10 protein-coding genes are annotated in these 14,384 nt (G+C 71.1%); 5 read left to right on the forward strand and 5 right to left on the reverse strand.

Features of this window, described 5'->3' with window-relative positions; genetic code table 11:
- Nucleotides 1-104 precede the first annotated feature (104 nt).
- Nucleotides 105-3,092 carry an excinuclease ABC subunit UvrA gene (gene uvrA, locus ACFV0Q_RS11935; RefSeq protein ID WP_385004101.1) on the reverse strand — a complete coding sequence of 996 codons (2,988 nt, stop codon included), beginning with the start codon at nucleotides 3,090-3,092 and terminating at the stop codon, nucleotides 105-107.
- 188 nt (nucleotides 3,093-3,280) lie between these two features.
- Here uvrA and ACFV0Q_RS11940 point away from each other — a divergent pair, with 188 nt between their 5' ends.
- The 3 genes from ACFV0Q_RS11940 (at nucleotide 3,281) to ACFV0Q_RS11950 (ending at nucleotide 6,112) form a co-directional block, all read left to right on the forward strand.
- A complete protein-coding gene (locus tag ACFV0Q_RS11940) occupies nucleotides 3,281-3,973 on the forward strand; it encodes a maleylpyruvate isomerase family mycothiol-dependent enzyme (RefSeq protein ID WP_385004103.1) in 693 nt (230 codons plus the stop codon).
- 28 nt (nucleotides 3,974-4,001) lie between these two features.
- Nucleotides 4,002-4,658, forward strand: a complete 657-nt coding sequence (locus ACFV0Q_RS11945) for an MBL fold metallo-hydrolase (protein ID WP_385004105.1) — start codon at nucleotides 4,002-4,004, stop codon at nucleotides 4,656-4,658.
- 104 nt (nucleotides 4,659-4,762) lie between these two features.
- Complete coding sequence (locus tag ACFV0Q_RS11950; RefSeq protein WP_385004107.1) at nucleotides 4,763-6,112, forward strand: MFS transporter; 1,350 nt, start codon at nucleotides 4,763-4,765, stop codon at nucleotides 6,110-6,112.
- Between the two features lie 29 nt (nucleotides 6,113-6,141).
- Here the strand turns inward: ACFV0Q_RS11950 and ACFV0Q_RS11955 are convergent, their stop codons facing one another.
- The 4 genes from ACFV0Q_RS11955 to uvrB form a co-directional block, all read right to left on the reverse strand.
- Nucleotides 6,142-7,131, reverse strand: coding sequence for a TerC family protein (locus ACFV0Q_RS11955; protein ID WP_385004109.1), 990 nt, complete (start codon nucleotides 7,129-7,131; stop codon nucleotides 6,142-6,144).
- Between the two features lie 271 nt (nucleotides 7,132-7,402).
- A complete protein-coding gene (locus tag ACFV0Q_RS11960) occupies nucleotides 7,403-9,397 on the reverse strand; it encodes a TerD family protein (RefSeq protein ID WP_385004111.1) in 1,995 nt (664 codons plus the stop codon).
- Nucleotides 9,398-9,509: 112 nt separating this feature from the next.
- Entirely contained in the window at nucleotides 9,510-10,088 is a 579-nt protein-coding gene (locus ACFV0Q_RS11965) for a TerD family protein (RefSeq protein ID WP_385004113.1), read from the reverse strand.
- An 88-nt stretch (nucleotides 10,089-10,176) separates the two neighbouring features.
- Nucleotides 10,177-12,327 (reverse strand): excinuclease ABC subunit UvrB, encoded by a 2,151-nt coding sequence (gene uvrB, locus ACFV0Q_RS11970; protein WP_385004115.1) that lies wholly within the window; start codon nucleotides 12,325-12,327, stop codon nucleotides 10,177-10,179.
- 200 nt (nucleotides 12,328-12,527) lie between these two features.
- On the opposite strand from uvrB, the gene ACFV0Q_RS11975 reads away from it, so the two are divergent.
- Together ACFV0Q_RS11975 and ACFV0Q_RS11980 are read left to right on the forward strand one after the other, a co-directional pair.
- Nucleotides 12,528-13,448: a glycerophosphodiester phosphodiesterase gene (locus tag ACFV0Q_RS11975; RefSeq protein WP_385004117.1), complete on the forward strand. Its 921-nt coding sequence runs from the start codon at nucleotides 12,528-12,530 to the stop codon at nucleotides 13,446-13,448.
- A gap of 45 nt (nucleotides 13,449-13,493) precedes the next feature.
- On the forward strand, nucleotides 13,494-14,057 hold the full coding sequence (locus ACFV0Q_RS11980) for a methylated-DNA--[protein]-cysteine S-methyltransferase (protein ID WP_385004119.1): 564 nt from the start codon (nucleotides 13,494-13,496) through the stop codon (nucleotides 14,055-14,057).
- Nucleotides 14,058-14,384: the final 327 nt, after the last annotated feature.

The following is a 14,384-nucleotide window of genomic DNA, read 5'->3' on the forward strand; positions in this document are numbered from 1 at the left end:
ACCCCCACCACTGTCGTCGCCCGCTTCTTTTTTTTAAAACCCACGGGGTGTGGGGGGGTGGGGGGGGGCCCCGCCCCCGCGCAGCGGGCCGGGCCCCACGGGGGCTACACCTTGCGGGCGCGCGTTGTCTTCTTCGCCGGGGCGGCCTTCTTCGCGGCGGCGACCGCCTTCTTGGCCGGGGCCGCCTTCCTCGCCGGGGCCGCCTTCTTCGCGGCGCCCCGCGCCACCGGCACCTCCGCGTCCGAGATCCGGTCCGCCCCCAGGATGTCCCGCAGGAACTTGCCGGTGTGGCTCGCGCCCACCGACGCCACCTGCTCCGGCGTGCCCTCGGCGACGACGAGCCCGCCGCCGTAGCCACCCTCCGGCCCCATGTCGACGACCCAGTCCGCGGTCTTGATGACGTCCAGGTTGTGCTCGATGACGATCACCGAGTTCCCCTTGTCCACCAGCCCCGACAGCACCTTGATCAGCTTCGAGATGTCCTCGAAGTGCAGACCCGTCGTCGGCTCGTCCAGTACGTACACCGTCCGCCCCGTCGACCGCTTCTGCAGCTCCGACGCCAGCTTCACGCGCTGCGCCTCACCGCCCGACAGCGTCGGCGCGGACTGCCCGAGCCGGACGTAGCCCAGCCCGACCTCGTTCAGCGTCCGCAGGTGCCGCGAGATCGTCGGCACCGCCTCGAAGAAGTCCAGCGCCTCCTCGATCGGCATGTTCAGGACTTCCGCGATGGACTTGCCCTTGTAGTGGACCTCCAGCGTCTCCCGGTTGTACCGGTCGCCGTGGCAGACCTCGCACGGGACGTACACGTCCGGCAGGAAGTTCATCTCGATCTTGATGGTGCCGTCGCCGGAGCAGTTCTCGCACCGGCCGCCCTTGACGTTGAAGGAGAAGCGGCCCGGCAGGTAGCCGCGCACCTTCGCCTCCATCGTCTCCGCGAAGAGCTTGCGCACGTGGTCGAAGACACCGGTGTACGTCGCCGGGTTGGACCGCGGCGTCCGCCCGATCGGCGACTGGTCGACATGCACGACCTTGTCGACCAGGTCGTCGCCGTCCACCCGCGTGTGCCGCCCGGGCACGGACCGCGCGCCGTTCAGCTCGCGCGCCAGGTGCGTGTACAGGATGTCGTTGACCAGCGTGGACTTGCCGGAACCCGATACGCCCGTGACGGCGGTGAGCACGCCCAGCGGGAAGGACACGTCGATGTCCCGCAGGTTGTTCTCCTTGGCGCCGTGCACGGTGAGCCTGCGCTCCCCGTTCACGGGACGGCGTACGTCCGGCACCGGGATGGACCGCTTGCCCGACAGGTACTGCCCGGTCATCGACTCGGGGTTCTTCAGCAGGTCCTTCAGGGAACCGCTGTGCACCACCTTGCCGCCGTGCTCGCCCGCGCCGGGGCCGATGTCCACGACCCAGTCGGCCACCTTGATGGTGTCCTCGTCGTGCTCGACGACGATGAGCGTGTTGCCCATGTCCCGCAGCCGCACCAGCGTTTCGATCAGCCGGTGGTTGTCGCGCTGGTGCAGTCCGATGGACGGCTCGTCCAGTACGTACAGCACGCCGACCAGCCCGGAGCCGATCTGCGTGGCCAGCCGGATGCGCTGGGCCTCGCCGCCCGACAGGGTGCCGGCGGCGCGGTTCAGCGAGAGGTAGTCCAGGCCGACGTCCACGAGGAAGCGCAGCCGCTCGTTGACCTCCTTCAGGACCCGCTCGGCGATCTTCTTGTCGCGGGCGTCGAGCTTCATCCGCCCGAGGAAGTCCGCGCACTCGCTGATCGACATCGCGGCGACCTCGGCGATGGACCTCTCCATCACCGTCACCGCGAGGACGATCGGCTTCAGCCGGGTGCCCTCACAGGTCGGGCAGGGCACCTCGCGCATGTAGCCCTCGAAGCGCTCGCGGCTCGCGTCGCTCTCCGACTCCGAGTGCCGCCGCTTGACGAACGGCACGGCCCCCTCGAAGGCGGTCGTGTACGCGCGCTCGCGCCCGTACCGGTTGCGGTAGCGGACCTCGATCTGCGTCTTGTGCCCGTACAGCAGCGCCTTCTTCGCGCGCAGCGGCAGCCCGGCCCAGGCGATGTCCGTACGGAATCCCAGCTCCCCGGCGAGCGCGCCGATGAGCCGCTGGAAGTAGTCCTTGGTGTGGCCGAGCGACCACGGCGAGACCGCGCCCTCGTCCAGGGACTTCTCCTCGTCCGGAACGATCAGCTCCGGGTCCACCTCCATGCGCGTTCCGATGCCGGTGCACTCGGGGCAGGCGCCGAAGGGGGAGTTGAAGGAGAAGGAGCGCGGCTCCAGCTCCTCGAACGAGAGGTCGTCGTACGGGCAGTAGAGGTGCTCGGAGTACATCCGCTCGCGCTCGGGGTCGTCCTCGGCGAGGTCGACGAAGTCCAGGATGACCATGCCGCCCGAGAGGCCCAGCGCGGTCTCGACGGAGTCCGTGAGCCGGCGCTTGGCGCTCTCCTTGACGGTGAGGCGGTCGATGACCACCTCGATGGTGTGCTTCTCCTGCTTCTTCAGCGTGGGCGGCTCGGAGAGCTGGATGGTCTCCCCGTCCACCCGGGCGCGGCTGTAGCCCTTGGTCTGGAGGTCGGCGAAGAGGTCGACGAACTCGCCCTTGCGCTCGCGGACCAGCGGCGACAGCACCTGGAAGCGGCTGCCCTCGGGGAGCGCGAGGACCTTGTCGACGATCGCCTGGGGCGACTGCCGGGAGATCGGCCGGCGGCACTCGGGACAGTGCGGCTTGCCGATGCGCGCGAAGAGCAGGCGGAGGTAGTCGTAGACCTCGGTGATGGTGCCGACGGTGGAGCGGGGATTGCGCGAGGTCGACTTCTGGTCGATCGAGACGGCCGGGGAGAGGCCCTCGATGAAGTCGACGTCGGGCTTGTCCATCTGCCCCAGGAACTGGCGGGCGTACGACGAGAGCGACTCGACGTAGCGGCGCTGACCCTCGGCGAAGATCGTGTCGAAGGCCAGGGAGGACTTGCCCGAGCCGGAGAGTCCGGTGAAGACGATGAGTGAATCGCGGGGCAGGTCGAGCGAGACGTTCTTCAGGTTGTGCTCGCGAGCGCCACGAACGATGAGACGGTCGGTCACGCCGGTCCGCACCTTTCTTGAGAGAAGCGGGGGCACGGGCCCCGGCTATCCAGGGTATGGGGGGCGCCTCTGCGGTGGAGTTGGTCTGGACTCCCGAGCGTATAGCACGCACATTCGATTTACGGCACTCGCAAGACTGCTTCACCCGATCGTGTGGCGGCGGCCCCGGGGCCACTAGGCTCGGATCCATGACTGATCATGTGCACGACCTGCGATCTGTACGTGAGGCCACCGAGCGACTGCTGACCGCTGTCACCAAACTGGACAACGCCGCCCTCGCCGAGGAGTCACACCTCCCGGGCTGGACCCGCGGCCACATCCTGGCCCACCTCGCACGCAACGCGGACGCCCTCGTGAACGTCTTCGAAGGCCGCCCCATGTACGAGAGCGGCGCCGCCCGCGACACGGACATCGAGCGCGACGCCGGCCGGCCCCTGGAAGAACATCTGCGGGACCTCCGTGATTCCGGCGCCCGCTTCCTGGCCACCACCGAGCCGGCCCAGGACTGGTCGCGCACGGTCGAGCTGCGCAACGGCGTCACCGACCTCGCGGCGAACGTGCCGTTCCGGCGCCTCGTCGAGGTCGAACTGCACCACGTCGACCTGAACATCGGCTACGAGCTGCACGACCTCCCGGAGGAGTTCACGGACCGCGAGATCGCCTTCCTCGCCGCCCGCTGGTCCGGCCGCCCCGAGGTCCCCCCGGTGACCCTGCAGGCCCAGCCCGACGCGGTCTGGCACACCGGCGGCACCGAGGGCACCCCCGTGGTCCTCGAAGGCCCCACGGACGAACTGCTCGGCTGGCTGGCCGGCCGCGGCCTGCGCGGCGCCCACCTCGCCGTCACGGCCGGCGACGGCCTGCCCGAACTTCCCCCGCTCTAGGACCGCACACACCCTTAGGATCAAAGACATGACGTACAGCGGAGCGGTGAAGGTCGGCGGCCCTGCCGACGTGCACGAACTCGCGGACCTGATGATCTCCAAGGTCGCGGTGGGCCCGATGAACAACAACGCGTACCTGCTGCGCTGCCGGGCCACCGGCGCACAGCTGCTGATCGACGCGGCCGCCGAGGCGGACACGCTGATCGGCCTGATCGGTGACGACGGCATCGAGTCCGTCGTCACCACCCACCGGCACGGCGACCACTGGGGCGCCCTCGCGGAGGTCGTGGAGGCCACCGGCGCGCGGACCTACGCGGGCGCCTTCGACGCGGAGGGCATCCCCGTCGCCACCGACGTCCCGGTCGAGGACGGGGACACGGTCACGGTCGGACGGGTCTCGCTGACCGCCCGCCACCTGGTCGGGCACACCCCCGGCTCGATCGCGCTGATCTACGACGACCCGCACGGCCACCCGCACGTGTTCACCGGCGACTGCCTCTTCCCGGGCGGCGTCGGCAACACCCACGACGACCCGAAGGCCTTCGCCAGCCTCCTCGACGACGTGCAGCACAAGCTCTTCGAGCAGCTGCCGGACGAGACCTGGGTCTACCCGGGCCACGGCAACGACACCACGCTCGGCACCGAGCGCCCGCACCTGGCCGAATGGCGCGAGCGCGGCTGGTGACACCCGTCAACGGCGCCGTCAACGGCGCGGCGGTGTGCACTCCTTCCGGTCGATGATGACCGAACGCATGTCCCGAGGGAGCGGGCCGGGGTAGTTGGTGCACCATGCAACGACACCCCTCCCCGCCCCCCGGCACCTCCCCCTCGATGCTGCGGATCGCCCTGGCCTCCCTCGCCGGCACCGCCATCGAGTTCTACGACTTCTTCGCCTACGGCACGGCCGCCGCCCTCGTCCTCGGCCCGCTGTTCTTCCCCGCCTTCTCCCCGCTGGCCGCGACCCTCGCCGCCTTCGGCACCTTCGGCGTCGGCTTCCTCGCCCGCCCGCTCGGCTCCGTCCTCTTCGGCCACATCGGCGACCGCTACGGCCGGCGCCCGGTACTGCTCGGATCGCTGCTGCTCACCGGCCTCGCCACGGTGGCCGTCGGATGCGTGCCCTCGTACGCCTCGATCGGGATCGCCGCGCCCCTCCTGCTGCTCCTGCTGCGCTTCCTGCAAGGGCTCGGGCTCGGCGGCGAGTGGGGCGGGGCGGTCCTGCTGACCGCCGAGCACGCACCGGAGCGGAGGCGCGGACTGTGGTCGAGCTTCCCGCAGATGGGCCCCTCCGTCGGCTTCCTGCTGGCCAACGGGGTGGTGCTGGCGCTGTCCGGGACCCTGAGCGACGCCCGGTTCACCGCCTGGGGCTGGCGGGTGCCGTTCTGGGGCGCCGGACTGCTCGCGCTGGCCGGACTGTGGCTGCGCCGGTCGGCCGAGGAGACCCCGGAGTTCCGCGCGCTCACCGAGACCGGCCGGCGCGCCGAGGCACCGCTCACGGAGGTCGTACGCGGCCACTGGCGGCTGCTCCTGCTGACCGGCGGCGCGATGGCCTTCGGGTACGCAGTCTTCTACGCGGTCACCACCTGGTCCCTCGCGTACGCCACCGGCCACCTGCACCTGGACCGCACCGTGATGCTGGCCTGCGTCATGGCGGCGGTCCTGCTCCAGGGGCTGGTCACCCCGCTGCTCGCGGTGCTCGGCGACCGCTGGGGGCGGCGGCCGCTGTGCCTGGCCGGCAGCGCGGCCTGCGCCGTGTGGATGTTCCCCTTCGTGGCCCTGCTGCGCACGGCCGACCCGCTGCTGATCACCCTGGGCTGCGCGGGGGCGCTGCTCGGGATGGTGACGGCGTTCGCGGTGGTGGGCGCGTACCTGCCCGAGCTGTACGCCCCGCGGATCCGCTGCACCGGCGCGGCCGTCGGCTACAACCTGGGCGGGGTGCTGGGCGGCGCCCTGACGCCCATCGTGGCGACGGCCCTGGCGGAGGGCTCCGGTCCGCCCTGGGGCGTGGCGGTGTACCTGACCCTGCTCTCGCTGGCCAGCCTGACCTGCTTCGCCCTCCTTCCGGAAACGAACCCGGCCAGGGTCCGGACGCGGGCGGCGGGCACGGAAACGGGGGCGGCCGAAGCGGCCGCCCCCGCGTAGTCCCGTTCCGGGAGCGTCGGGACGTCCGGCTAGGCGTCGACGCTCTTGGTCTCCGGGGCGGCTGCGGCCTCGGCCGCCGCCTGCTTCTTGGAGTCGATCAGGCTGGTGATGGTGGTGATCACCAGGACACCGCAGATGACGCCCAGCGAGACCGGGATGGAGATCTGCGGGACGTGCACCCCGGACTCGTGCAGGGCGTGCAGCACCAGCTTGATGCCGATGAAGCCGAGGATGACGGACAGGCCGTAGCTGAGGTGGACCAGCTTCTTGAGCAGGCCGCCGATCAGGAAGTACAGCTGGCGCAGACCCATCAGGGCGAAGGCGTTGGCGGTGAAGACGATGTACGGGTCCTGGGTGAGGCCGAAGATCGCGGGGATCGAGTCCAGGGCGAAGAGGACGTCGGTGGTGCCGATGGCCAGCATGACGACCATCAGCGGCGTCAGGATCCGCTTGCCGCTGTCGCGGATGAAGAGCTTCGTGCCGTGGTAGCGGTCGGCGACGCCGAACTTCTTCTCGATCGACTTGAGGAGACGGTTCTCCTCGAACTCCTCTTCCTCTTCGTCCTTGCGGGCTTCCTGGATCAGCTTCCACGCGGTGTAGATCAGGAACGCGCCGAAGATGTAGAAGACCCACGCGAAGGTGGTGATGATCGCGGCGCCGGCGGCGATGAAGATCGCCCGCAGGACCAGGGCGATCAGCACGCCGACGAGCAGGACGCGCTGCTGGAGGTGGGAGGGCACCGAGAACTTCGCCATGATCAGGACGAAGACGAAGAGGTTGTCCACGCTCAGGGACTTCTCGGTGATGAAGCCGGCGAAGAACTCCTGGGAGGCCTGGCCGTGCCCGAAGAACATCAGTCCGAGGCCGAAGAGCCCGGCGAGCACGATCCAGACGACCGTCCAGATGCCCGCTTCCTTCATGGAAACGTCGTGCGGTTTGCGGCCGATGAAGAAGTCGGCGCCGATGAGGATGCCCAGACCTGCGATGGTCAGCACCCATAGGGTCAACGAAACGTCCACGGTTTTCACGCCTCCGGCGGATGGCTCAGCACTTGGTCAGCGTCATCGCTGCCGGAGGTCTCTTCCACCCGGACGGCCTGGAGGCCGTGGGCCGGCGCCCCGGGACCACTGCGTTGAATGAACCGAGTGGTCCGTATTGACGGGCACGCCGTGCAGAAACAGCAGGAATACTCCCCTCCGCAGGGTCCACAGTACCGGCGGAGGGGGTCAAAGGTAAAGGGCGGACCAAGAAGGGGTCAGTGGCCGGTCATGGACCGTCACCCATGGACCGTCACCGGCGGCCGGACCTCCTGGCCCGCGCCACCCGCTCCAGCGCCTGTTCCAGGACCCGGCTGCCCTGCGGGGGCAGGTCCGGCTCGAAGGTCCAGGCGTGCTGCACCCAGGGGTCGGCGAGGTGGCTGTCCGGCACCGGCGACAGCCGCATCAGCGAGCGCCACAGCGGATCCAGCAGCGGCCCGTACGCCGAGGCCTCGTCACGGTCCGCGACCATCAGCAGGTGCACGCCGACCGCGGGCCCCTCGTCGGCCAGGTAGCGCAGACGGGTGACGGACCGGTCGTCGAAGCCGTGCGGGAAGTCGTGCACGACCAGCAGCTGCTCGGCCCGGTCCACGTCCGGCGGCAGGTCCTCCGGCGCCCCGGCGCGCAGCGCCATCTGTACGAGGTCCACGCGCCGGGTCAGCCGCTCCAGGGTCCGGGTCACCCCCTCGGCGCCCGCGGCGGGCGGCGAGGCGAGCACCCCGGCGCGTACCAGCGGGGCCAGGGAGGCGGCCGCGGCCCCGGCCGCGTCGATGACGTGGACGGAGAAGCGGTCGGCGGGGTGCACCGCGAGCAGCCGCGCGGCGTGCGCGACGGCCATGTCCATGGCGAGGCGGCGCAGCCGGTCGGTGTCCATGGTCATCGCCGCTTCGGAGCCGGTGCGGCCGTTGTCGATCCACAGGCCGCGCTCCAGCGGGAGCCGCATCAGCATTGGGATGCGCAGGCCGGGCCGCTCGGGCAGGCTCAGGTCGCCCAGGCGCAGGGCGAGGGGGCCCTCCTCGGGCGTGCCCCGGTCGGCGTGCCAGACGGGATCGGCCCAGCGGGCGTACGCGGCCGGGAGCGCGGGCTCGACCACCTCGGCCTCGGCGGTCAGCTGCTCCAGGTCCCGGTCGAGGACGGCACGGGCCTGGGCGACGAGGTCCTCGCGGCGGGCCCGGGCGGTGTCGCGGGCGGTGTTCCCGGAGCCGCCGAGCCGGTGGCGGGGGTCGGACAGGGCCCCGTCGAGCTCGCGGTCCAGCCGGGAGTCGGCGAAGTCGACGGCGCTGCGGTAGGCGGCGACGGTACGGGCCAGGTCCTCGAACATGCCCCAGACCTGGTTGTAGAGGCGCTCGTCCATGGACCAGCCGCTGGCGTCCCCGGCGACGGGGCGCGGGGGCTGCCCGGGCTCGGCGGCGGGTGCGGGCCTGGGCGCCGGTTCGGGGGCCTCGGTGGAGGTGCGGCGGCGGCGCGGGTGGGCGTAGTCGATGGCGGGCGGGCCGCCGATGGTGTCCGCCGGGGCGGGGCCGGTGCCGGGGCCCGAGGCGGTGGCCGGGCGGGGCGTGCCCGCGTACGGGGTACCGGAGACCGGGAGCGGGTCCGGCGGTTCGGGCGCCGGTGCGGCGGGGGCCGGGTCCCGCGGGGCGCGCAGCCCGCGCGGAACGGTCGGCGCGCTTCCGGTGGGCAGGGTCGCGAGGGTGACGTCCCCGGAGGCCACCGCGCCCAGGGCGGCGGCGCTCAGCTCCTCGGCGGCCGGGCCGGCCAGACCGGAGTCGGCCAGCAGTGCGCCGAGGCCGGCGGCGTAGCCCTGGCCCACGGCCCGGACCTTCCAGGCGCCCTGGCGCCGGTACAGCTCCAGGGCGACGACGGCGCTCTCGGAGTCCAGGCCGGTGAGGGTGTACCCGGCGAGCTCGGCGCCCTCCGGTTCGGCCACGGCCACGTACGGGGCGGCGACCTCGCCGAAGCGCGCCGGTCCGCCGGGCGGCAGCACCAGCAGCACCCGGACCAGGTGCACGGCCGCCCCGACGGCATCGAGGTCGACGGTGAACCGGTGCCGGTCGCCGACCCGGTCCGGCACCTCCAGGCCCGGCAGGGCCCGGGCACCGGGATGGGCCAGGGCCCCGGGACCGGCGAGCCGGCCCCCCTCGTCCGCGGTGGACGCCAGGGCCAGCACGGCCGCGCCCGCCGAAACCCTGACCTCCACCCGGTTGCGGGACAGGGGGTGGTTCTGCCCCCGGACCAGTTCGGCCGTCATCGTGCAGCCCTCCCCCGTGCCTTCTTCTCTTGTTCCGTACTGCTCTTGTTCCGTACCGCTCTTGCCCGGTACCGCTCTTGTTCGGTACCGCTCTTGTCCGGTACCGCTCTTCTTACAGGTGCGGCAGGATCGCCGGCATCAGGTCCTGGAAGGTCCGGCCGTTGGCCGGGTTGCCGAGGGCCGTCATCTGCCAGCCGCTGCCGACCCGGGACACCTTCGCCATGATCTGGGCGGTGTACTGGCCGCCGCCGTCGAGGGTGTAGCGGGCCAGCTCCTGGCCGTTGGTCTCGTCGACGATGCGGCAGAAGGCGTTCTGCACTTCCTGGAACGTCTGGCCGGTGAACGAGTTCACCGTGAAGACGATCTGGTCGATGTGCACCGGCACGCGCTGGAGGTCGACGAGGATCGCCTCGTCGTCCCCGCCCTGGCCGACGCCGCCGACGAGGTTGTCACCGGTGTGCCGGACGGAGCCGTCGTCGCTCTGCAGGTGCCGGAAGAACACCACGTCCACCGGCTGCTTGTCGGCGAAGAGCACCGCCGACGCGTCCAGGTCGATCTCCCGGGTCCGCGAGCCGAACAGCCCGCGGCGCTTGGCCGCCTGCCAGCCGAGGCCCATCCGGACCGCGGTCAGAGTGCCGCCGTCCGACTTCTGCAGACTGATGGCCTGACCCTTGGTCATGTTGACCGTCACGCGCTGTCCCCTCTCCGTAGCCCGCCCCGTTAACGGGCGCGCAGCGTGTAACTGCGGCTGTGTCCCAACCCTACTGACAGGCCCCGGGTCAGGCGAGACCCGCTTCCTTCATCTGCCGGAGCTCCTTCTTCAGCTCGCTCACCTCGTCGCGGATCCGGGCCGCGACCTCGAACTGGAGCTCGGCCGCGGCGCCCCTCATCCGCTCGGTCATCTGCTCGATCAGCGCGGCCAGTTCGGCGGCCGGCCGGTCGGTGAGCACCTCGGCCGCCTTGGCGCCCTTGGCCCCCTTGCCGGCCTTGCCCGCCTTGGTCGCGGTGGCGGTCGCCTTGCCGCCGAGGGCCGGTACCGGGGCCTTGCCGTCCTTGCCCTGCCGGTAGCCGGTGCCGAGGAGCTGCTCGGTGTCCAGTTCCTCGCGGGCGATGGTGGCGACGATGTCGTTGATCTTCTTGCGCAGCGGCTGCGGGTCGATCCCGTTGGCCGTGTTGTACGCGACCTGCTTCTCCCGGCGGCGGTTGGTCTCGTCGATCGCCTGGGCCATGGCCGGGGTGATGCTGTCCGCGTACATGTGGACCTGGCCGGAGACGTTGCGCGCCGCGCGGCCGATGGTCTGGATGAGGGAGGTCCCGGAGCGCAGGAAGCCCTGCTTGTCGGCGTCGAGGATGGCCACCAGCGACACCTCCGGCAGGTCGAGGCCCTCGCGCAGCAGGTTGATGCCGACCAGGACGTCGTACTCGCCGGAGCGCAGCTCGCGCAGCAGCTCGATGCGGCGCAGCGTGTCCACGTCGCTGTGCAGGTAGCGGACCTGGATGCCGAGCTCCAGGAAGTAGTCGGTGAGGTCCTCGGCCATCTTCTTGGTGAGGGTGGTGACCAGGACGCGCTCGTCCTTCTCGACCCGCTGGCGGATCTCGTGCACCAGGTCGTCGATCTGTCCCTCGGTCGGCTTGACCACGACCTCGGGGTCGATGAGGCCGGTGGGGCGGATGATCTGCTCGACGAAGCCGTCGCCGCGCGAGAGCTCGTACTTGCCGGGGGTCGCCGACAGGTAGACGGTCTGGCCGATGCGCTCCTGGAACTCCTCCCACTTCAGCGGCCGGTTGTCGAGGGCGGACGGCAGCCGGAAGCCGTGGTCGACCAGGGTCCGCTTGCGCGAGGCGTCGCCCTCGTACATGGCGCCGATCTGCGGAACGGTGACGTGCGACTCGTCGATGACCAGGAGGAAGTCCTCCGGGAAGTAGTCGATGAGGGTGTTGGGCGCGGAGCCGCGCTCGCGGTCGTCCATGTGGAGCGAGTAGTTCTCGATGCCGGAGCAGGACCCGATCTGGCGCATCATCTCCAGGTCGTAGGTGGTGCGCATGCGCAGCCGCTGGGCCTCCAGCATCTTGCCCTGCTTCTCCAGCTCCGCGAGGCGCTCGGCCAGCTCGGCCTCGATCCCGCGGACGGCCTTCTCCATGCGCTCGGGGCCGGCGACGTAGTGGCTGGCGGGGAAGACGTAGAGCTCGCGGTCCTCGCTGATGACCTCGCCGGTCAGCGGGTGCAGGGTGGACAGGGCCTCGATCTCGTCGCCGAACATCTCGATGCGGACCGCGAGTTCCTCGTAGACCGGGAAGATCTCGATGGTGTCGCCGCGGACCCGGAAGGTGCCGCGGGTGAAGGCCACGTCGTTGCGGGTGTACTGGATGTCGACGAAGCGGCGCAGCAGCTGGTCGCGGTCCATCTCCTCGCCGACCTTGAGGGGGACCATCCGGTCGACGTACTCCTGCGGGGTGCCGAGGCCGTAGATGCAGGACACGGAGGCGACGACGATCACGTCGCGCCGGGTCAGCAGCGAGTTGGTCGCGGAGTGGCGCAGCCGCTCCACCTCCTCGTTGATCGAGGAGTCCTTCTCGATGTAGGTGTCCGACTGCGGTACGTACGCCTCGGGCTGGTAGTAGTCGTAGTACGAGACGAAGTACTCGACGGCGTTGTTCGGCAAGAGCTCGCGGAACTCGTTCGCCAGCTGGGCGGCGAGGGTCTTGTTCGGAGCCATCACCAGCGTCGGCCGCTGGAGCTTCTCGATCATCCAGGCCGTGGTCGCCGACTTGCCTGTGCCCGTCGCACCCAGCAGTACGACGTCCTTCTCACCTGCACGGATGCGCTTCTCCAGCTCGGCGATGGCCGCCGGCTGGTCGCCGCTGGGCTGGTAGGAGCTGACGACCTCGAAAGGCGCCACCGTGCGTTCGATCTTCGATACGGGCCGCATGAGTCAACCGTACGGCCCCCCACTGACAGCCAGCGCGGTCTGGTCCGTTTGTCGTAGTTCGGTGGCGCGGCGGTGATCATCAACCCCATGATCGCCGTGGAACGGCTCTCCGTCGGTGCACGGCGGGTGCGTCACCGCAACGTCTGTCGCTCCGCACCCGTTTGAGGCAGAGCAGGGCTCACGACCCGAGGAGAACGCACATGTACGTCGTCCGACCCGCCGCCGCGGCGGCCGCCGCCTTCCTGGGCCTCGCCCTCAGTCTGCTGGGCGGGACGGCCGCGTCCGCCGCGCCCGGCACCGGCTCCCCCGGCGCCCCGTCCGCCACCACGCAGAAGCGGTTCCTGGGCCCCGTCGTCTACGCCCACCGGGGGGCTTCGGCGTACGCCCCGGAGAACACGATCGAGGCCATCGACCGGGCCCTGTGGATGGGCTTCGACTGGGTCGAGAACGACGTCCAGCGGACCAGCGACGGAGAGCTGGTGGTGATTCACGACGACACCCTGGCCCGTACGACGAACGTCGAGCAGGTGTTCCCCGGCCGCGAGCCGTGGCGGGTCAAGGACTTCACGGCGGCCGAGATCGCCCGGCTGGACGCGGGGAGCTGGTTCGGCCCGCAGTTCGCGGGCGCCCGGGTGCCGACCCTGCGGGAGTACATGGACCGGGTCCAGGACAACCAGCAGCGGCTGCTGCTGGAGATCAAGAAGCCGGAGGCCTACCCGGGGATCGAGGAGCAGACCCTGAAACTGCTGGGCGAGCTGGGCTGGCTCGACGAGAAGCACGTGTCCCAGCGCCTGGTGGTGCAGAGCTTCAGCGCCGACTCCGTACGGATCGTGCACCGCCTGCGGCCCGATCTGGTGACCGCCTTCCTGGGCACCCCGACCGTGGCCGACCTGCCGCGGTACGCCGAGTTCACCGACCGGATCAACCCCTGGCACACCACGATCTCGGCCGACTGGGTCAAGGCGGTGCACGGGCTGCGGGGCGCGCACGGCAAGGCCATGGAGGTGGACACCTGGATCGTCGACGACGCGACCACCGCCCGCAAGGTCCGGGAGATGGGGGTGGACGGGATCATCACGAACATGCCCGACGTCGTACGGGAGGCCGTGGGCGGATTCTGACCGCGGGCGGCGGGGGCTGTCGGTGGGGCGCCGTACCGTGGAGACGTGGACAGCACCGAGCGGCCCCGCGGGCCGCACCTCGAATGGACCGTCGTCCCCAGCGACATCGGTCCCCTTCTCCTGGCCGCGACCCCCGAGGGTCTGGTCCGGGTCGAGTTCCATGCCGGGCCGCAGCGCGTCGAGCGGATGATCGGCTCCCTCGTCTCCCGGCTCGGCGCCGACGCCCGGCGGCCGGCCCCGGGCGAGGAGGTGCTCCTCGCCGAGCCGATACGCCAGCTCGACCGGTACTTCGCCGGTGCGCTGCGGCGCTTCGAGCTGCCGCTGGACTGGCGGCTCAGCTCCGGCTTCAACCGCCAGGTGCTGCTGGAGCTCGACCGCTCGGTGCCCTACGGATCGGTGGTCGGGTACGGGGAGCTGGCCGCCCGGGCCGGGCAGCCGGGGGCGGCCCAGGCGGTGGGCAACGCCATGGGGTCGAATCCGCTGCCGGTGGTCGTGGCCTGCCACCGGGTCGTGGAGAACGACGGGGGCATCGGGGGCTTCGGGGGCGGGGTGGAGACCAAGCGGATCCTGCTCGCGCTGGAGGGAGTGCTTCCGCAGCCCCTGTTCTGACCTGCGCGTTATCCGCTCGCGCCTACCCTGTTCCGCCGCACGGTAAGGGGTGGGACACTTCCGCGGTGACTACTGTTGCCGGATCCGGCCTCCCCGCGCGCACCCCCGCCCCGGACCTCGTCCCCGCGTGCCCGCGAGGGGGGTGTCGCGCGTGACCTCCACACCCGGGACGGCTCCGGGAACCGGTACGGGCGGCGGCGGGGGCGACGCCGCCGCCGCGGGCGGCTTCACGGCGGGGGCCGCCGGTCCCGGTCCGGCCGGAGCGTCGAAGGGCACCGGCACGCCCGGTACCGACGGCCCGACGGGCACCGACGCGGCCGTGGCGGG

It is taken from the genome of Streptomyces sp. NPDC059564, assembly GCF_042735575.1.
Lineage (GTDB): Bacteria > Actinomycetota > Actinomycetes > Streptomycetales > Streptomycetaceae > Streptomyces.